The 19,035-nt window shown below is 67.5% G+C and carries 19 protein-coding genes; 6 read left to right on the top strand and 13 right to left on the bottom strand.

What is annotated here, in order from left to right:
* Positions 1–271 precede the first annotated feature (271 nt).
* On the bottom strand, positions 272–688 hold the full coding sequence (msrB, locus tag E0T84_RS26555) for a peptide-methionine (R)-S-oxide reductase MsrB (protein ID WP_138745975.1): 417 nt from the start codon (positions 686–688) through the stop codon (positions 272–274).
* A 57-nt stretch (positions 689–745) separates the two neighbouring features.
* Positions 746–1,492 carry an AraC family transcriptional regulator gene (locus tag E0T84_RS26560; RefSeq protein ID WP_138745976.1) on the bottom strand — a complete coding sequence of 249 codons (747 nt, stop codon included), beginning with the start codon at positions 1,490–1,492 and terminating at the stop codon, positions 746–748.
* A gap of 89 nt (positions 1,493–1,581) precedes the next feature.
* Between E0T84_RS26560 and E0T84_RS26565 the strand changes: the two genes are divergently transcribed.
* A complete protein-coding gene (locus E0T84_RS26565) occupies positions 1,582–2,154 on the top strand; it encodes a class I SAM-dependent methyltransferase (protein WP_138745977.1) in 573 nt (190 codons plus the stop codon).
* Here the strand turns inward: E0T84_RS26565 and aftC are convergent.
* The 3 genes from aftC to E0T84_RS26580 are packed head-to-tail and all read right to left on the bottom strand — an operon-like array spanning position 2,146 to position 5,883.
* Positions 2,146–3,438 (bottom strand): arabinofuranan 3-O-arabinosyltransferase, encoded by a 1,293-nt coding sequence (gene aftC, locus E0T84_RS26570; RefSeq protein ID WP_070185648.1) that lies wholly within the window; start codon positions 3,436–3,438, stop codon positions 2,146–2,148. The genes E0T84_RS26565 and aftC overlap by 9 nt on opposite strands.
* Before the next feature lie 33 nt (positions 3,439–3,471).
* Positions 3,472–5,052: an alpha/beta hydrolase gene (locus E0T84_RS26575; RefSeq protein ID WP_171055192.1), complete on the bottom strand. Its 1,581-nt coding sequence runs from the start codon at positions 5,050–5,052 to the stop codon at positions 3,472–3,474.
* A gap of 60 nt (positions 5,053–5,112) precedes the next feature.
* A complete protein-coding gene (locus E0T84_RS26580) occupies positions 5,113–5,883 on the bottom strand; it encodes a pyrimidine reductase family protein (protein ID WP_138745979.1) in 771 nt (256 codons plus the stop codon).
* A gap of 34 nt (positions 5,884–5,917) precedes the next feature.
* On the opposite strand from E0T84_RS26580, the gene zapE reads away from it, so the two are divergent.
* Entirely contained in the window at positions 5,918–6,967 is a 1,050-nt protein-coding gene (zapE, locus tag E0T84_RS26585; protein ID WP_138745980.1) for a cell division protein ZapE, read from the top strand.
* Here the strand turns inward: zapE and E0T84_RS26590 are convergent.
* Genes E0T84_RS26590 through E0T84_RS26605 form a run of 4 tightly spaced genes read right to left on the bottom strand, consistent with a single transcriptional unit; the run spans position 6,964 to position 9,304 of the window.
* A complete protein-coding gene (locus E0T84_RS26590) occupies positions 6,964–7,485 on the bottom strand; it encodes a GNAT family N-acetyltransferase (protein WP_138745981.1) in 522 nt (173 codons plus the stop codon). The genes zapE and E0T84_RS26590 overlap by 4 nt on opposite strands.
* A 28-nt stretch (positions 7,486–7,513) precedes the next feature.
* Complete coding sequence (locus E0T84_RS26595; RefSeq protein WP_138745982.1) at positions 7,514–8,047, bottom strand: hypothetical protein; 534 nt, start codon at positions 8,045–8,047, stop codon at positions 7,514–7,516.
* Positions 8,048–8,092: 45 nt separating this feature from the next.
* Positions 8,093–8,518 (bottom strand): PPOX class F420-dependent oxidoreductase, encoded by a 426-nt coding sequence (locus E0T84_RS26600; protein ID WP_138745983.1) that lies wholly within the window; start codon positions 8,516–8,518, stop codon positions 8,093–8,095.
* Between the two features lie 39 nt (positions 8,519–8,557).
* Positions 8,558–9,304 (bottom strand): Clp protease N-terminal domain-containing protein, encoded by a 747-nt coding sequence (locus E0T84_RS26605; RefSeq protein WP_138745984.1) that lies wholly within the window; start codon positions 9,302–9,304, stop codon positions 8,558–8,560.
* A gap of 167 nt (positions 9,305–9,471) precedes the next feature.
* Between E0T84_RS26605 and E0T84_RS26610 the strand changes: the two genes are divergently transcribed.
* Positions 9,472–10,815 carry a HAMP domain-containing sensor histidine kinase gene (locus tag E0T84_RS26610; RefSeq protein ID WP_070185652.1) on the top strand — a complete coding sequence of 448 codons (1,344 nt, stop codon included), beginning with the start codon at positions 9,472–9,474 and terminating at the stop codon, positions 10,813–10,815.
* Between the two features lie 12 nt (positions 10,816–10,827).
* Here E0T84_RS26610 and E0T84_RS26615 read toward each other — a convergent pair whose 3' ends face one another.
* Positions 10,828–11,490: a FadR/GntR family transcriptional regulator gene (locus E0T84_RS26615; protein ID WP_070943968.1), complete on the bottom strand. Its 663-nt coding sequence runs from the start codon at positions 11,488–11,490 to the stop codon at positions 10,828–10,830.
* Positions 11,491–11,550: 60 nt separating this feature from the next.
* Between E0T84_RS26615 and E0T84_RS26620 the strand changes: the two genes are divergently transcribed.
* Complete coding sequence (locus E0T84_RS26620) at positions 11,551–12,804, top strand: CynX/NimT family MFS transporter (protein ID WP_371726376.1); 1,254 nt, start codon at positions 11,551–11,553, stop codon at positions 12,802–12,804.
* A gap of 76 nt (positions 12,805–12,880) precedes the next feature.
* The gene (locus tag E0T84_RS26625; protein WP_371726377.1) at positions 12,881–14,017 is read left to right on the top strand and encodes a TDT family transporter; all 1,137 of its coding nucleotides are present in this window, start codon (positions 12,881–12,883) and stop codon (positions 14,015–14,017) included.
* A gap of 64 nt (positions 14,018–14,081) precedes the next feature.
* On the opposite strand, the gene E0T84_RS26630 is transcribed toward E0T84_RS26625, so the two are convergent.
* A complete protein-coding gene (locus tag E0T84_RS26630) occupies positions 14,082–15,029 on the bottom strand; it encodes a LysR family transcriptional regulator (RefSeq protein WP_138745986.1) in 948 nt (315 codons plus the stop codon).
* Between the two features lie 267 nt (positions 15,030–15,296).
* Here E0T84_RS26630 and E0T84_RS26635 point away from each other — a divergent pair, with 267 nt between their 5' ends.
* Positions 15,297–16,355, top strand: a complete 1,059-nt coding sequence (locus E0T84_RS26635; protein WP_138745987.1) for a 3-deoxy-7-phosphoheptulonate synthase — start codon at positions 15,297–15,299, stop codon at positions 16,353–16,355.
* On the opposite strand, the gene E0T84_RS26640 is transcribed toward E0T84_RS26635, so the two are convergent.
* Complete coding sequence (locus tag E0T84_RS26640; RefSeq protein WP_138745988.1) at positions 16,352–17,179, bottom strand: cytochrome d ubiquinol oxidase subunit II; 828 nt, start codon at positions 17,177–17,179, stop codon at positions 16,352–16,354. The two genes, E0T84_RS26635 and E0T84_RS26640, sit on opposite strands and share 4 nt — an antisense overlap.
* A 35-nt stretch (positions 17,180–17,214) precedes the next feature.
* Positions 17,215–18,804 carry a PPE family protein gene (locus E0T84_RS26645; protein ID WP_138745989.1) on the bottom strand — a complete coding sequence of 530 codons (1,590 nt, stop codon included), beginning with the start codon at positions 18,802–18,804 and terminating at the stop codon, positions 17,215–17,217.
* Positions 18,805–19,035 lie beyond the last annotated feature (231 nt).

Below are 19,035 nucleotides of genomic sequence, written 5' to 3' on the forward strand. Positions count from 1 at the left end.
TCTGGAGTTAGAAGTCGACCATCGCTTCGGCGTAACTCAACGCTCACCGGCCGGCGGCTCGGTTAAACAGCGTCCTCCCAACCACGCCACACCGCTCGAAGATCCGCCGTTCCCTCCCCATTAGCGTGACATTGGGATGCGTGACATTGGGATGCGTGGCACTCGGATGGCGTGACAACGTCCTGATGGGATGGGCCTGCAATCGGTTTGGGCGCGGTGGGGTCAACCTGCTGGGCCAAGATGGCCCGCTGTTGGAGCGGCTGCAGGGGCGTCACTCCGTTTTGGGCACCAGCTTCAGTGAGATCGAGTTGATGCAGTACCGCTGGTCGGTCGGGGTGGGATACCCCTCGCCTTCGAACACGTGCCCCAGGTGGCTGTGGCAGTTCGCGCACAGCACCTCGACACGGCGCATCCCCAATGACGTGTCCGATCGCAGAATCACCGCAGCGGAATCGGCCGGATCGAAGAAGGACGGCCAGCCGCAATGGGATTCGAACTTCTCGGTGCTGCGGAACAACTCGGCACCGCAGGCCCGGCACTCGTACACACCCTCGGTCTTGGTGTCGGTGTACTCGCCGGTGAAGGGCCGCTCCGTGCCCGCGCGGCGCAGCACCGCGAACTCCTCGGGGGTCAGCTTCTCGCGCCACTCGTCGTCGGTGAGCTGCAGCTTGGGGCCGTCGGTTGTCATATCCCCAAGTTACGTTCTGCTCGGTGGTCAGCGCCACCGATCCCGGGCAGACCGCCGTTACGCCCACACCAGGTCTCGGCTCGCCGCACTCGGCGAGAGGCCGAACATCTCATGGCACACCCGATTGGCGTGTGCGCTGTCGGTGAACCCGGCCGCATGTGCCGCGTCGGTGAGTGACGCGCCATCCCGCACCGCCTCGACGGCGCAGCGCAACCGTGCCCAGCGCACGTACGTCGGAATCGACTGTCCCACCTGATCATTGAACAACCGGCCAAGTCGCCCCGGGGACAGGGCCGCCTGTCTTGCGACGTCGGTGAGCCGGACCTGGCCCGGAAGCAGGCGCGGGATCAGCTCGACCGCGGCGAGCACGCTGGGATGCCAGATGTCCGCCGTCGGCCGGGCATACCCGTCGGGCGGTGCGGCCATCAGCTCGTCGAGTAGTTGTTCTGGAGGTAGCGGGCTTGTCCAGCAGGGCAGTTGGCGGCCGGCCGACACCCACTCGGCCACATCGTCACTGACGGGGCCGGTGCGGCCGAACACGGTCGGGTCGAGGAAGACCAGTACACCGGAGGTGGGTTCGAGAATGCGGATGCCGTGGTCAACTCCGGGCGGAATGACAGCGGCCGAGGTGACGGCGCGGCGTCCGCGCGCATCGGACAGCTCGAACGTACCCGCGAAGGCCCGCACCACCTGCGCGGCGACGTGGTGGTGTGGTCGCGCGTCGGACAATGTGCCGGTGTAGCAGAGCGCGCCCGCGACGACCGCCACCGCGCCCGACCATGCCCCGTCGCGATCGCCGCTCACCCGCTCAATCTCTCATACGGCCGATCTGTACAAGCTGCGTCCGTCACGGATCGGCCATGCTGGAAGTCCACCAAGACAAGGGAGCTCAGATGCCGGCAATGTCACAGATCGAGCGTGCCTTCTGTCAGACCGCGTTGTGGCGCGGCGGGACCGGCAAGGCGGTGTTCGGCAGCATTCCACTGGATCGACTGGGCCGTGATGTTCTCGAAATCGGTTCGGGCAGTGGAGATATCGCGGAGCGCCTGCGGCGGGCCAATCCTGAGCTTGCCATCACCGCGACCGATTTCGACCCGGTGATGGTGCGTACCGCGGCCCAGCGGCTGCAGTCCTATCCGGAGGTGACCGTGCGCGGCGCGGACGCCACCGACCTGCCGTTCGCCGACGACTCGTTCGATTCGGTGCTCAGCTGCCTGATGCTGCACCACATCGTCGAGTGGGAGCAGGCGATCGCCGAGATCGCCCGGGTGCTGCGGCCCGGCGGGGTGTTCACCGGCTACGACCTGACCCGCACCCCGATGGCGACGGCGATCCACCGGCTGGACCGGTCACCGTTTCGGCTGGTGAATCCCGACGAACTCGATCAGGTGTGTGCGCGGCACGGTCTGGCGATGCGGACCCGGACCCGGCTGGCGGGACAGGTCATGCAGTTCACCTCAGACTGATTCGGCTTCTTTGGCCCGGCTCAGCCACGGCGGGTCGATGCCATCGTCGAGCCGGCCGTCCTGCTTGGCGTCCAGATAACGGAAATACAGCACACAGAACACCACGACCAGCATGAGCGACCAGCCGTAGGTGATCTTCATGTACTCCAGGAACCGGCCGGTGGTGGGCCACCTCCACAACAGCCAGCGGTCCATGGTCATGAACCCGTAGACCGCCAGCCACGCCGGCCAGTTGCGGATCACCGAGTTCGGTAGCACCACCGTCATCAGGAACGGGAACAGCATCATCGAGTAGTAGCCCTGAGCGAGTCCGAGCACCAGCCACGAACCGATCAGCAGCACACCCGACGAGGTGAGCATCCAGAACAATTGGTCGCGTTCGCGGTAGTAGCGGTACAGCAGCCACAGGCTGATGACCGTCAGCACCACCGCCGCCACCCGGAACACGATGATCAACCACATCGGCAACCCGTAGTAGATGCCGTTGCCCAGGATCGAGGAGTTGAAGTAGTCCCGCGTCTGCAGGATGTAGGGCGCGGTGTTGCGCACGAAGCCCATCGGGTCCGCGGACAGCGGCCAGGCCACCGCGTTGAACACCAGGGGTACCCCGAACGCGGTGATCATCGTGCGCCACTGACGGTTGAGCAACGGCAACAAGAGCAAGGGCGCCAGCGACGGTTTCACCACCAGCGTCAGGCCGATCGCCGCCCCGGCCAGCAGTTCGTTGCGGCTGCCGGATTTGAGAAGGAACCAGAAGAACAGCACCTCACCCAGCAGAATGCAGCCGTTGATGTTGGTGAAAACCAGTGTGTTGGTGACGGATTCGGTGCAGAACATGGCCAGCAGCAGGGCCGGGAGCGCAACCGAGGTGAGCGAGAACTTGAAGAGCCGCACCAGAACGGCGGCCGCGATGATGACGGCCACGGCGTTGATCGCCACGAACCAGAACCGGGAGGCGAACTCCGGCAGGAAGCCGAACGGCGCCAGGAGCAACGTGCCGCCGGGCGGGTACAGATAGTGCGGGTCGACGTAGCTGAAATGCTCGTTGTAGATGGCCCAGTGCCGCCGGAAGTTGGACACCGCGCGGTACACCGGACCGAAGTCGTCGGTGATGTAGCCGTTGGTGGCCAGCACGTAGCTGCGGTGGATGATCGACAGGATCGCGAGCGGCCACAGCACCGAGCGCAGCACCGTGGCGGTGCTCGGCGCAGAGGTGCGGGGACGGAAAATATTCAGAAGACCGACTCTGGCGGCATTGGTCGGGGATTCTGCTTCGGCCACCAGCGAACCTTATACCGACGCCGATCGCGCCCGGCGTCAGGCAGGACAGTACGTGTCGGTCTCGGGCAGGTTGCCGCTGTCGAGATAACCGGTCAGCGGGGGCAATGCGCACGCGGTGTAGATGCTGGCCCCGTGGCCGACGCCTTGCCACATCACCCGACGGTTGTTGGAGCCGGCGTTGATGACGGTCGCGGCCACGGCCGCGACGCCCTCGTTGCCGACGATCGGGTCATTGCGCACGCCGAGCAGCAGCACCGGAATCTTGAGGTCCTTCGGGTCTTTCGGTGCCGTGCTGCTGGGCCAGTTGAGGCATTTGACGAGGTTCAGCGCGCCGACCGCGCCGAACTGCGGGTAGAGCTTGCCCCAGGCGACCACGAGTTCGCGAACGCGGTCCGGGGTCGGTCGGTTCAGCGCGTCGCTGCAGGAGTTGACGAACTGGCCGTCGGTCTGGCGCAGGTTTTCGGCCTGGGTGATCAAGCCCGAGATCGGGCCGGCGTCACCGGCGCGAGCCGCGGCGAGTGCGGTCGCCAAATTGTTGGTGGCGGCCAGCCGGTCGCCCTGAGGGAAGCCCATTCCGGTGGTGATGGCGTCGGCCAGCGTGGCCACCGAGGCCCCGGCGGGCCCTCGGCCGGCGCGCGCATCGGCCAGCAGGGAGTCGACGGCACCCTTGGGGTCGGGCGCCAGTGGGCAGTTGGTGGCCACGCACTGCGCGGCGAACGCGTCCAGTGCGGCCTGCTGGCCTTTGACCCGCTGCTCGGCAGCCGCCTCGGCGCCGATTGCCAGCGGCAGCGGGGAGTCCAGGACCAGTCGCGACACTTTGTTGGGGTGCGAACCGGCGTAGGCCAGGGCCACCTGGGCGCCGTTGCCGACACCGAGCAGGGCCAGGGTGGGCACGTCCCAGGTGCTGCGCAGCCGCTCCAGGTCTTCGGCGGCATGCGCGTTGTCGTAAGCCGAGTCGCCCGGGGCAATGGTGTCGGTGCAACTGGTGGTGGCGGTCATGGTGACTTCGCGCAGATTGGCCACCGGATCGTCGCCGGCCTGAAACTGGGTCTGGTCCTGCATTTCCTGGCGGTCGTAGACGTCGCGGCAATCGAGTGCGTCGGACATGCCGATGCCGCGCCGGTCCACGGCGACGATGGGATGGGTCTTGAGGATGTCGGTTCCCGAGCGCGCCAGCCAGGTCGGCAGCTGCACCGAGGTGGGGATGTCGGTCCCGGTGGTCATCACCAGCGGGCCGGCGTCGGGCGGGGTCTGCGTCGAGCGGGCCCGCACGACGCCGATGCTGACCGTGCCGGTGGCCCCGCTGATCGGGTCGAGATCGGCGTCGTAGGTCGCGCAGTCCAGCGTGACGCCGGTGGGCGGTTGCACGCCGGCCCCGCTGAACACCCGAGGCGTGCAGTCGCGCCAGGACAGGTCGTTCTTGGGGGCTTCGATGCCGGGCGGACCGGGTGGGGCCGCCGACGTGCTCACGGGTTGTCCCTGCGGGTGAGCGCCGGAATCGGTGGCATACCGCGGATCTGCGGCGAACAGCGGTGCGCAAGCGGTGAGCACTCCCAGTGACAGAACGGGCGCGGCGACCGCGGACCTTCTCAGGGCTTTCACCAGCTGATGACGCATGCTGACCACAGTAGCGACAGACAGTGCCGATGCTCCTCGCGCCAGCGCTCGTCGGCGCATCTACCCGCGGACGTAGCGGGTGTACAGGTAGCCGTCGTCATCGGTGAGCAGGTGTGACGGCCGCATCCGGGTGTGTGCCTGGCCCGGGCCGGTGGCGATGCGCCGTGCCACGCCGCCGACCAGGATCGGAGCCACCGTCAGGCACAACTCGTCGAGCAGGTCCTGCTCGATCAGCAGGCTCAGTAGTTGGGGACCGCCCTCGGTCAACACCCGGAAGAGTTTGCGTTCGGCGAGGATTCGCAGTGCCACCGCCGGGTCCACTCGGGTTGGATCGGCACCGGAGGCGTCGAGTACCTCGGCGACGGTACCCAGCCGGTGCCGTGCCTCGCCGACGGTCTTGGTGGCGGTGAGGATCAGTGGTGCCACCTCGGTGCGGGTGAAGAACTTGGCGTCATGCTCGAGATCGGCCGACGCGGTGACGACGGCGATCGGCGGCACCTCGGCCTGGCCGCGACGTTGCCGCTCCTGGCGTTGTGCGACCGTCAGCTGGACGCCCGAATAGTTCTCGATCCGTACGGTGGCGGCGCCCATCAGGATGACGTCGGCGGTGTGGCGCATGAGATTGAACACAGCCCGGTCACCCGGACCGCCCAGTCCGCCGGACTTGCCGTCGTCGGTGGCGCCGCCGTCCAGACTGCTGATCATGTTGCCGCGAACCCAGCATCTCTGCAGGTCATCGGGATAGGCGTAGTAATCGGCCAGCCGGCCGTCGGTGATTTTGTCGACATTTCCCAGCACGGTCAGGTCTGTTCCGGCGGTGTCATCGGACATGAACTGAATTGGAGCACGTCGTTACGCTGCCTCCATGCACGGGTCCAGCGGCGTCGCTCATCTTGCCGATCGTCATCCCACCGTCACGCCCGAGCGGCTGGTCGCACAGTTGGTTCCGCCGCCGACGTTCGCCGACGTCAGCTATGACAGCTATCGCCCGGACCCGTCCGAACCGTCTCAGGCCGCCGCGGTGCAGTCGTGCCGCGATTTCTGTGAGCAGGCAGCGCTGAGGCGGGCCGGCAAGAAGAAGCTGTTCGGCAAGCGCGAGGTGCTGCCCGGGGTCGGGTTGTACCTGGACGGCGGGTTCGGCGTCGGCAAGACCCACCTGTTGGCCTCGACCTATTACACACTTTCCAAGGACGAGGCGGCCGCGGGATATCCGGCGGCGTTCGCGACGTTCGGCGAGCTGACCCAATTGGCCGGGGTGTTCGGCTACAACGAGTGCATCGACCTGCTTTCCGAGTATGTCGTTGTGTGCATCGACGAGTTCGAGCTGGACGACCCGGGTAACACGACGTTGATCTCGCGGTTGCTCTCGGCGTTGGTGGAGCGTGGGGTGTCGATCGCGGCCACCTCCAACACCCTGCCCGAACAGTTGGGTGAGGGCCGGTTCGCCGCGCAGGACTTCCTGCGCGAGATCAACACGCTGGCCCAGATTTTCACCACGGTCCGCATCGAGGGCCCCGACTATCGGCATCGCGATCTGCCGCCGGCGCCCGAGCCGCTCTCCGATGAGGAGGTGGCACAGCGGGCCGAGGGTGTCGACGGCGCGACGCTCGACGACTTCGATGCGCTGTGCGCGCATCTGGCCACCATGCACCCGTCGCGCTATCACGCTTTGGTCGAAGGGGTGACCGAGGTGTTCATCACCGGGGTGCATCCGATCGAGGATCAGAGTGTGGCACTGCGGCTCGTGGCGTTGACCGACCGCCTGTACGACGCGGGTGTTCCGGTGCTGGCGTCAGGGACCAAGCTGGACACCATTTTCAGTCCGGAGATGGTGGCCGGTGGGTTCCGGAAGAAGTACCTGAGGGCCACCTCGCGGCTGCTCGCCTTGACCGCCGCGGCGCAGAGGACCGTTTAGACCGGCCGGGTCATCACGTAGTCGTCCTCGGTGCGGGTGCCGAGCCGGAAGGTCTTGGTGCCGCTGATGGTGAAGCCGTTCTTGGTGTAGAAGCGCTGGGCGCGGTGGTTGTGCTGGTTGACCCCCAGCCACATGCAGCCGGCCCCGGATTCGGTCCCGGCCTCCAGGGCCGCCGACATCAACGCCTGGGCCACACCTTCGCCGTGCCGGCCGGGCAGCACGTAGATCTTCGACAGTTCCAGTGCGGGCCGCAAAGTCACCGCCCGCTGGACATCGTGGTCGTCGGGCACACCGTGGATCAGCATGGCGTATCCCGTGATCGAATCCTCCCGCGTCACCAGCACGATCCGGTTCGGATCGGTGAGGTACTCGCCGAAGCGTTCCTCGGACAGGTTTTCGGCGATGAATGCGGCGACGTTTTCCGGGGTCACCGACGGGGGACAAGCCAAGGGAAATGTGGCGGCCGCGACCGCGGCGAGTTCCGGAAGATCAGCTGCCGTGGCGGGCGCTACCTGCATGGCTCCGTACGCGGCCGCTCGTCGGTGATCACGGCAGGGGAGCGCCCGGCTGCCACAGATTCCATTGCGCCAGGTGCTTTCCCGACTTGGTGTCGGTCAACACCACATTGGTGACCAGTGCGCGGTAGACGTCCCAGTAGACGTCGCCGTTGACGGTGGCGCCCGGGGGCGCGTTGCGCAGAGCCGCTTCGAGCCGGTTGGGCGCATCGGTGTGCTTGGGCTCGTACGCGTCGGCGTAAGGGGTGACGCCGTTGAACGTGAACGCCAGTGCCATCGCGTACGGGTTGGGCGCAGCGATGGTGGTCACCGTGACCGGGGCCCGCCACGGGCCGCCCTGGGCGCGCCAGCGGGGCGAACCATTCCAGCCCCAGCCTGGCGGAACGTCGCTGGCGAGCACGTCGTGCACGGTGACGTCGGCGACGATGCCGTTGTCGGTCTGCACCCGCAGGGTCTGGCCGATGTTGCCGATGGGTGTGCCTTCGGCCGAGGCCGCCGGCGGAGCCACAAAGGCGGTAACCGACACCACCAGGGCCGTGAACATGAGCGCAAACCAGCGAGGCATGCCAGGCATGATCGCACAGACTGAAACGTGTTACAGCCGGTTGGGTCAGGACACCCACGGCCCGACGCCGCCGACCTTGTCGATCCGGATGCGGGTGAGCCACCCCGGCGGCGCATCCTTCGGCGGGAACGAAACGTCGGGAGCGGCCAGGGTTTGCGCCAGGTCCTTGAGGAGTTCCGGTGCGCCGCCTTCGAAGATGCGGGCGGTGCCGGTGATCGCCAGATAGGGGCGCATCACCTCGCCCACCCGGCCCGGGTCGAGGATCGTCACCGCGACACGGGGATCGCGGCGGACATTGCGGACCTTCTTGTGTTCGGACAGGTGTGCTGTGACGAGCTCGTCACCGTCGGGAGTGGACTGCAACGCCACCCAGACGAGGGTGACCTGTGGGCTGCCGTCCGGGTTCAGCGTGACGAGCGTGGCGTCGGCCCCTGCGCCGATCAGTTCGCGTGCGGCGTCGTTGAGTATCACGGTTGGTTCTACGGATGGGTGACCGCTTTCATTCCCGGCTCATTCCCCTTCGGTGTCCTCGGCCGTCGTCATGAACGGTGCCAGTGCTTCGGCCAGTTCGGTCTCGAACCGCTGCGGGTCGGCACCGAGGTGGTGCAGTGGCCCGTCGGAGTCCTCGGCCTCGGTCAGGGCGAGCAGGATGTGTTCGGTGCCGATGTAGTTGTGGCCGAGTCGAAGTGCTTGCCGGAACGTCAGTTCCAGCGCTTTCTTGGCGCCCCCGTTGAACGGGATCAGTGCCGGAACCTCGCCTGCCGGTGGCGGAAGGGTGATGGCAGCACGAGCGGCTTCTTCGGTGATGCCTTGACTCACAAGGAGTTTGGCGGCAATCCCGTCGGGTTCGGCGAACAGGGCCAGCAGTAGGTGCTCGGGGGCGATTTCGGCATTGCCTGCCGCGTGGGCGGTGTTCTGCGCGGCGACGACGACGTTTCTGGCCCTTGGGGTGAACCGGCCGAATCCGGCACTCGGGTCGAGCGCGGCGGGGTCGAAATCGGGGACCTTGGGGACGAAGCGTTTCTGGGCGGCTTGCTTGGTGACACCCATTGCCTGGCCGATGTCGGTCCAGGAGGCGCCTGAGCGCCGCGCTTGGTCGACGAAATGTCCGATGAGGTGGTCGGCGATGTCGCCGAGGGCATCGGCGGCGATCATCGCGTCGATCAACTGCTCGAGGGGTTCGGTATGGGCCTTCTTGATTGCGCTGATGAGGTCGTCGAGGCGGACGGGGTTGGTGAGGGTGACGTTTTGGACCATGCGTCAACCCTAGGTTGACGATGCTGATGCGTCAACCACAAGTTGACGGCGGCGAGTGGGGGGTGGCGCGGTGCCCGGGGACCCGCCCTCGCGGATCGGGCAAGATAGCGCCGGTGAATCTTGAAGAGCGCGTGCTCAACCTGTTGCGGCCCGTGCTGCGGCCGGTGATGCGGGTGCTGTCGCTGCGCACGATCGTCATCGTCGGTGCGCTGTCGGTGGTGGTCACCGTGATCACGCTGGGAACCTGGGTGTGGATCGGCGTCACCAATGACCAGTACAGCCAGCTCGACCGGCGCCTGGATTCGCTGAGCAGCCTCGGCGACGTGAGCACGCTGCTCAGTGCGACGAAGCAAGGTGCGGCGGACAACTCCACGCATGACGACGGTGGCTTGGTCCGCACCGCGCACATCGGCGGCGTCAGCGTCTCGGTCCCCAGTGACATCGTCTTGCCGAGACTGGAAAACGGCTATGCCAACACCACGATCGACGGGGTCGAGTACCGGGTGCGGACGTTCACTGCCGGGCCGGCCAGCATCGCACTCGGTGCACCGCTGGCCGAGACGCAGCGCCGGATCGACGAGCTGCACCTGCGGGTGTTGCTGATCTGTGGCGGCGTCATCGGCAGCACCATCGTGGTGGGTTGGATGATCTCGCTGGTGATGATCACGCCGTTCCGCCTGCTCGCGCAGCAGGCACGTGCCATCAACGCCCAGTCCAAACCCGATGAGGTGCAGGTGCGCGGTGTACGGGAGGCCGTGCAGATCGCCGAGGCGGTCGAGGGCATGCTCGCGCGCATCGGCAATGAGCAGGAGCGCACCAAGGCCGCGCTGGAATCGGCCCGCGACTTCGCCGCTGTCGCTTCCCACGAGCTGCGCACCCCCCTGACGGCGATGCGTACCAACCTGGAGGTGCTGTCCACCCTGGACATGACCGCCGAGCAGCGTCAAGAGGTGATCGGCGACGTGCTGCGTACCCAGAGCCGCATCGAGGGCACCCTGACCGCATTGGAGCGGTTGGCGCAGGGGGAGTTGACCACCGTCGAGGACTTCGTGCCGATGGATGTCACCGAACTGCTCGATCGCGCGGCCCACGACGCGCTGCGCACCTACCCGGGCTTGCGGGCCACCTTGATGCCCTCTCCGACGGTGCTGATGCTCGGCATGCCCGCGGGCCTGCGTCTGGTGATCGACAACGCCATCGCCAACGCCGTCAAACACGGTGGTGCCACCGAGATCCGGCTCAGTGCGGTCAGTTCGGCCGATGACGTGCAGATCGTCGTCGACGACAACGGTTCAGGGGTGCCCGAGGCCGAGCGCGCCGAGGTGTTCGAGCGGTTCGCCCGCGGCACTACCGCGTCGCGTTCGGGATCTGGGCTGGGCTTGGCCCTGGTGGCTCAGCAGGCCGAATTGCACGGCGGCACAGCGGCTTTGCTGGAGAGTCCACTGGGCGGTGCACGGCTGTTGTTGCGGCTGCCGCTCAGGCCGGCCCGGGTGGAGGATGCGCCGTTCTGACCTGACGGCGGCTCAGCAATCCTGAATCGGTGTCCGCGCCAGGAGCTCGTCGAGGAAGCCCGCGGCCTCGCGTGCGGCGCGCTCCACATCTCCGGCAGCGATCGCCTCGACCAGCTCGTCGTGCGGGAACATGCCGCCGGGGGCGGCGCTGGCGGTCGCGACGCTGGCCGTGATCGCCTCGAGTAGCCCGCGGTAGATCTCGATCAGCACCGGGTTGTGCGATGCACGCACGACTGCCAGGTGGAACTCGGTGTCGGACTGGGTGAACTGCGCGTGATCGGTGGTGTCGGTGTGTGCCAGGTGAGCGCGTAGCTCGGCAAGGTCTTCTTCGGTGCGGGCGGTCGCGGCCAGCCGGGCACCCTCCACCTCGAGGCAGCGCCGGACCTGTAGCACATCGCGCAGCTCGGATCCGCACAGCCGGCGCAGCGCTGCCGACACCTCGCTGGTGGCCCGCACGTAGGTGCCGTCGCCCTGGCGGACTTCGAAAATGCCGTTGTGTGCCAGCGCCCGAATGGCTTCCCGCACCGTGTTGCGCCCGACTCCGAGCGCCTCGACCAGTTCGGGTTCGGTGGGAATCCGGCTGTCCACCGGCCATTCGCCCGAGGTGACCAGGGTGCGCAACTGCTCGATGACCTGGTCGACCAGGCCCGTGCGCCGTGTTGTGGCCAGAGGCACTTTTGGCCCTTCCTTTCTCGGCCTTTCATCCAATCATAGGATGTATGGCATCATAGCCGGGTGAGTAGGACCCTGCGCAACGAATCCACGGACAGCTACGAGCACGATCTGGAGCTCGAGCTGGACGGTGCGGTAGAGGTCCGTCCCGGTGCGATGGCGGCAGGCGGAGCGCTCCTGGTCGTCGCGGTGATCCTGACGGCGCTGAACCTGCGCCCGGCGATCACCAGCATCGGACCGGTCCTCGGCGAGATGCGTGAATCTCTCGGCGCCTCGGCCGTCTGGGCCGGCGTGTTGACCACGCTGCCCGGGCTGTGTTTTGCCGCCGCGGGCCTGACCGCGCCCTGGTTGGCCCGCCGCGTCGGGCTGGGCCGGGCGATCTCGATCGCCCTGGTGATCCTCAGCATCGGCCTGGTGGTCCGCGTGCTCGACGGCCCCTACGTGGTGATCGGCGGGACGCTGGTGGCCACGGGCGGCATCGCGCTGGTCAATGTGCTCATCCCGGTGGTGATCAAGGGTTCGTTTCCCGCCCAGATCGGTCTGATGACCGGTGTTTACACGGCTGCCCTGCAGGGCGGCGGCGCGCTGGGATCCGCGGTCACCCCGCCGCTGGAGCCTCTGCTCGGCGGCTGGCGCGGTGCGCTGGGCTCCTGGGCGCTGGTGGCGGTTGTCGCGCTGCTGTTCTGGCTCGTCGGCTCTCGGGGTATCAGTCAGGCCCGCACCGAGGAAGCCACCTCCGGGAGTTCGGCACGGTCCCTGTTGCGCAGTCCGCTGGCCTGGACCATCACGTTGTTCTTCGGCTGCCAGTCGTTCCTGGCCTACGTGGTGATGGGCTGGCTACCCGAGGTGTTCATCGACAACGGGGTCAGCAAGACCGACGCGGGCCTGTTGCTCGGGCTGGTGTCGATCCTCGCGGTGCCGATCAGCCTGATCGTGCCGCCGCTGGCGGCCAAGCAGAAGAACCAGAGCGGGTGGATCGTCGGCCTCGGCGTGATCGGGATGGTCGGCATGATCGGTCTGCTCGTCGATCCGGGAGCGGCGCCGCTGCTGTGGAGCTTCTTCGTCGGCATCGGGATGAGCGTGTTCTCGTTGGCGCTCACGGTGATCGCGCTGCGGGCACGCAACGCCGAGGACACCGCGAGGCTGTCGGGGATGGCCCAGGGCTTCGGGTACCTGCTGGCCGGCGTGGGGCCGTTCACGTTCGGGTTGCTCCACGACATGTCCGCGGGCTGGACCGCGCCGTTCGTCATGGTTCTGGCGGTCTATCTGGTGCAGATGGTGGCGGGTGCGCTCGCCGGCCGTAACCGCTACGTCTGAGTCACAAGCCCACATTGTGACGCCACAACATCGCGGCGCCTACCGGTGATCGGAACCGACCACCAGCATTGGTGAGGTGACCACGTGTACCGCGCCCTATACCGCGGAGAGGCCGTTCCACACCGCGCTGCTGGCCGAATTGGACAGTGCGGGTTCGGCCTTCGGGCACATCACCCCGAACTGGTTCGCTTCGGTGATGGGCACCGGCATCGTCGCGACCGCCGCCGCCACCCTGCCGCTGCAGCTGCCCGGCCTACATGGATTCGCCACCGCAGTGTGGATCCTCGCAGGCACGGTGTTGGTGGTGCTGACCGCGGCGTTCACCGTGCACTGGATCCGCCATCGCGAGCAGGCCAAGGCCTATGCCGCCCATCAGGTGGTGGGTCAGTTCTACGGCGCACCGGCCATGGCACTGCTCACTGTCGGTGCGGGGGCGCTGCTGCTGGGCCCCCCGATCATCGGTCCGGCCGCGGCGCTGGCCCTGGACGTGATGCTGTGGACCGCGGGCACGGCGCTGGGATTGGTTGTTGCCCTGTGGCTTCCGTTCGCGATGATCACCCGTGAGGATCATGCCGACGTCGAGGCGGTCCCGGCCTGGATGATGCCGGTGGTGTCGCCGATGGTCTCGGCCTCCACCGGCGCCCTGCTGCTGTCGCATCTCGGACCCGGGCAGGCCGGAATGACCTTGTTGGTGGCCTGCTACGCGATGTTCGGCCTGAGCCTGCTGGCCGGACTGATCACCACCACCATGGTGTATTCGCGGCTCATGCACGGCGGCTTCAGCCAGGTGCAGGCGGTCCCCACGGTGTGGATCGTGCTGGGTGTCGTCGGCCAGTCGATCACCGCGGCCAATCTGCTGGCCGCCCATGCCAGTTCGGTGCTCACCGACCCCGCCACGGTGTCGGCCCTGCGCGCCTTCGGCATCGTGTACGGCCTGGTGATGGGGGGCTTCGGAGCGTTCGTGTTCTGCCTCGCGGCGGCGCTGACCGTGCATGCCGCGCGACGGGGGTTGTCGTTCAGCCTGACGTGGTGGAGCTTCACCTTCCCGGTGGGTACGTGTGTGACGGGTGCCTCCGCGCTGGGCGCGGCCACGGGTGCCGTTGCGATCTCCTGGCTTGCGGTCGCGTTGTACGTGCTGTTGTTGGGCGCCTGGGCGACGGTCGCCACCAACACCATGCGCGGTGTGCGGTCCGGCCGGCTGCTGCGCGGCTGATGCACAAAGGTGGCGCCGAGTGCGACGCAGGGCTCGTAGATCCTTCGCGGCAACGACCTTTGCGTCACTCTCGGCGGTGTTGATGGGACCCGATGTGACCGAGCAGCTCGCGCACCGCCCCCGCCGGTGGGGTGCGGCCTCCCGACCAGATCGCCCGCAGTTCCCGGCACAGGTCCAGCCCGGTGATGGGCACCGCGCACAGCTGGCCGAGGGTGAGGTCGTCGTCGACGGCCAGCCTGCTCATCACGGCCGGTCCGGCACCGGCCAGCACCGCGGCGCGCATGGCGGCCGCAGAGGACAGTTCGATCACCGGATCGGCTTGCCGGCTCGAGGGGCCCAGCGTGGACCGCAGCGCGGAGCTGAGGGCTTCCCGTGTGCCCGAACCGGGTTCGCGGGACACCAGCGCGGTCGCGTTGAGTTCGCCGGGGTCCACCGGTGCCGACCGGCGTGCCCACTTGTGCTCCGGCGGCACCACGGTCACCAGTTCGTCATGGGCGATCACCCGGCTGCGTAAACCGGCTGGGGCTCCAGGGGATTCGATGAACCCGAGGTCGGCGGACCCGTCACGCACCGCGGCGATCACCTGATCGCTGTTGGTCGCGGTGAGGATGACTTGCGGTGCGGCGACGCCTCGGCGTGCCGCGTCGGCCTGCAGCGACACCAACCACCGTGGCATGAGTTGCTCGGCGATCGTCAGGCTGGCCGCGACGGTGATCCGGCTGTGGCTTTCGTTGCGCATCGCGGCCAATCCGGCGTCCACGCGTCCGGCGACATCGAGCAATTGATCGGCCCACTCGGCGACGACCGCCCCGGCCGCGGTCAGCCGCGAGCCACGGGGACTGCGCTGCACCAGCCGCACCCCGGTTTGGGCTTCGATGGAGGCCAGGCGGGCCGATACCGCTTGCTGGGTGAGGCCCAGTTCCCGGCCGGCGGCGCCGAGGCTGCCGGTGCGCGCGATCGACAGCAGCACTTCGAACGCTGCCAGCTCGGGCATCCGTGCGCTCAGCGGCATGTTCAGGATCGTAGGTCGCGGTCACAAACCACGCCTGTGAACGCCCGGTTGTGGACTGCGTGCGGCCGTGGTGTAGCCTGGCCGACGTGACTATCGGTGTGTGTGCCAGCTATTGGCGCTTTATCAAGGCTCCGGGCGGAGCCGATAAAGCGCAGCACTAAGCACGCATCCACCCGGAGCCCAGGCAGTGACCATCGGTCGCTGCCTTTCGTCGTTACAGGGCGCCGGACCTCTGACAGGTGCCCACCACCAGGAAGGCACCTGAAAATGAATTTGGCGCAGATCGCCAACGCCCCCGCCACATCGGATCGACGGGTCCGCAGTTTCAGCGCGATTCCCAGCCCGCACGACGTGCTGTCCGAGTTCCCGCTCGGGGAACGGCGTGCCGAGCGGGTGGCCCGCGACCGCGACCAGATCGCCGACATCCTGGCCGGCCGGGACGACCGGCTGCTGGTGGTCGTCGGTCCGTGTTCGGTGCACGATCCCGCCGCCGCGCTGGAGTACGCCAGCCGGTTGGTCAAGGTGGCCGACGAGCTCAAAGACCAGCTCAAGATCGTGATGCGGGTGTACTTCGAAAAGCCGCGCACCACCATCGGCTGGAAGGGTCTGATCAACGACCCGGGCATGGACGGCACCTACGACGTCGCGCGTGGCCTGCGGGTGGCCCGCCAACTGCTGCTCGACATCATCGACATCGGGCTGCCGGTCGGGTGCGAGTTCCTGGAGCCGACCAGCCCGCAGTACATCGCCGACGCCGTCGCCTGGGGTGCGATCGGCGCTCGCACCACCGAGTCGCAGGTGCACCGCCAGTTGGCGTCGGGCCTGTCGATGCCGGTCGGGTTCAAGAACGGCACCGACGGCAACATCCAGGTCGCCGTCGACGGCGTGAAAGCTGCTGCAGCTCAGCATGTTTTCTTCGGTATGGACGATATGGGCCGGGGCGCGCTGGTCAGCACGGTGGGCAACGAGGACTGCCATGTGATCCTGCGTGGCGGCACCGGCGGACCGAACTACGGGGCTGACGCGGTGGCCGAGACCGCGACCAAGCTGGCCGGTGCCGGGCTGCCAGGCCGTGTGGTGATCGATTGCAGCCATGCCAATTCCGGCAAGGATCACATCCGTCAGGCATCGGTGGCAGCCGAGGTCGCCCAGTTGGTTCGGGACGGGTTGCCGGTCAGCGGGGTGATGCTGGAGAGCTTCCTGATCGCCGGTGCGCAGTCGCCCGACGCCCGCCCGCTGACCTACGGTCAGTCGGTCACCGACAAGTGCATGGATTGGGACGCAACGGATCTGGTGCTGCGGGAGTTGGCCAAGCGCGACGGCTAGGTCCCGCTCGGCTTGCGGTACCGGCCGCCGGGATCGCGGTCGAACTTGGGCGGGTTGGCGGGGTCGAGTTCGATGAGGACATCGTCATCGGCGTCGCGAGGCGCACTGAAGACCACGACGTGGGACCCCGCCAGCGGAACCCGGGCGTGAGCGGCCACCATGTTGGCGGTCACCACTCGGCGCCCGGCCGGCCCCTCGAATGTGACGGTGACGCTGAACTGCGGGTCCTCGGCGGTCCAGCGCTTCAGGAATTCCACGTTGCTCAACACGCCCGGTGAGCGAACACCATGACTGCGCAGGGTCGCCATCCGGTGTTGGCGCCGCCGGATGTATCGCACACCCCGCCACGCCGCGAGGGTGGCGGTCGCCGCGCCGGCGGAACAGGCCACGCTGGCCAGGGCGACGACCCCGCCGCTGAAATCCCTGAACCACAGGGCGGCGCCGAGCAATCCGACCGCGACACCGGCCAAGGTAGGTATCAGGGCGATCCAATTGCCGGTCCTGCGTTGCCCGAACGTGTCGCGGGCCTCGTCGGCAACGATGCTCGCCAGGATGGCCGGCAGAAACGAACCGATGATCGCGGCGATGCCCAACCATGGTGACGGGCCGTGGCTCGGCTGGTCGTGGCTGTGCAGGCTGCGAAACCAGAAGGCGGCCGCGACCGCGATCGGCACCCACAGGATGAACGTCAGCACAGCGAAGAATCGCAGCGTCTCCGATGGCTGGGAGGCCGGCACGGTGATGCGGCTGTGCTTCTCCACGGTCGAGAAGTGGGGGAGCGAACCTTCCCAGCTGTCCGGCTGGACGGTGGTATCGCCGGTCATGAGGTGCTCCCTTCACTCGGAGTCACCAGTATCGGCTACGTGTCCGAGCCTTCGGGTAGGTCGTCTGCGTCGCGCTGCCAGCTTCCGGGCATCATCGGGGTAGTGGTTCCGCTGCCGAACGTGTCATCGGCGAGCGTGGTCAGCCCGGCCGGACCGGCAACGGCGGATTTCACTGCGGTGCCGGTGAATCCGAGGTTGCCGGCGCCGCTGCCGGAAGCACGGGTGGCGGTTTGCTCAGGCGGTGCCGTGGTGGCGTCACCGTCTGCGGTCATGAACTCGTAGCGGTAGCCGCGATCTTTGGCTGTCCCGCCGCGACGCTTGCGCGCCTGCGCCCGTCGCTGGTTGATCGCGGCCGCTGTTGCCGCGGCTGCGGCTGATGCGCCGACGGAGTCCGAGGCCTTGGCGGTGGCGCTGTACTTCGACGTCGCGCCGAAACCGTATCCTGCACCGCCGCCGGGCACTGCATAGAGGGTGGTCTCGGCCCCGGTAGGCATCGGAGTGGGAGGTGACGGTGCAGGCCCGGCGGGCGCCGAGGCAGGTGTGCTCGTCGGTGCGGCGCCCGCAGCCACTGACCCGGGTGCCGGCGAGCCGGGCAGCGCGGCGGCCGCGGGTTGTTCGGCGTTTGGGGCGATGTCCTCGGCGGGCGCGTCGATCGGAACGTCGTAGGCCTGTGCCAGCCCGACGAGTCCGAGCATGCCCAGCATCGCAGGTGAGGCGGCGGCGACCGCCGCGGCGTACAACGGGGTTCCGAGTACGGCGAACACCGCTGTGTAGGCGCCGAGGAAGAACACGTTGATGTAGGTGCTGAACAACAACGACGGATCGGCGATGATCTCGGCGAGGACCTGCGGAATCCGCCATGGTTCGAGGATGAATTCCCTGAGCTGGTCGTACATTCCGTAAAAGTGCTCAGACTCTCCGGCCAACCAGTTCCCGATCGGATCGTTTGCCTTGATCCACTCGATGAACTCCTCATACGAACTGATCACGTCACTCAAGCTGAGGGACGAGCCAGACTCGGTGGCCCGAGCGACCGCCGCGGACTGCGCCATGGTGGCTGACGCCGAACGGGCCTCGGCCACACCGGGAGCCAGCAGCATCGGTGCCGCCGTGGAGGCCGGTGTGGTTGCCACGGCGACGTCGGACGCGGCTTGGTAGACGGTCATCGTGGTGGCGGCCTGGACCCACATTCGGACGTAATCGGCCTCGTTGACGGCGATAGGAACGGTGTTGATGCCGAAGAAGTTCGTCGCCACCAGCACGCCGAGGGTGGCACGGTTGGCGGCCAGCTCGGCGGTCGTCGGCATCGCCGCGAGTGCGGCGGCGTAGGAGGCGGCGGCGGTCTCGATCTGCGCGGCGACCCCGGCAGTGCTCGCACTGGTCTCACTCAGCCAGGCCAGGTAGGGGAGATGCGCCGAGGTGTAACGGTCGGCACTCGGGCCCTCCCAGGCACCGGCCCGCACGGTGCCCATCAGCGCGGTCAATTCATTTGCGGCCAAGGAGTATTCGGTGCTCAGCGAGTTCCACGCGCCGGCGGCGGCCAGCAGCGGCCCAGCGCCGGGTCCGCTGCTGAGAAGCGCCGAGTGGATTTCGGGGGGAACGGCCATCCAGACGGGGGCGGTCATCGCGCACCTCGCGGGAAGCCGCTACGTGACGTGGCGGGGCTATTTGCTGTGGTGGGGGTGGGGTCGCAGGTGGTCATCGGTGTTGTTCCGGGTGCGGTGCATGCAGGCGGCCCGGCGTCTCCTTTCAATCACTTCGCCCCCCGGTAGCTAGGTATGGTTAGCATAAGCTAACTTCATCGTATTTAGGGTATTAAGTTCCTATGTCTTGACTGTCTTGGCGGAATCGTCGTC

It is taken from the genome of Mycobacterium sp. DBP42 (assembly GCF_005924235.1).
Classification (GTDB): domain Bacteria; phylum Actinomycetota; class Actinomycetes; order Mycobacteriales; family Mycobacteriaceae; genus Mycobacterium; species Mycobacterium syngnathidarum.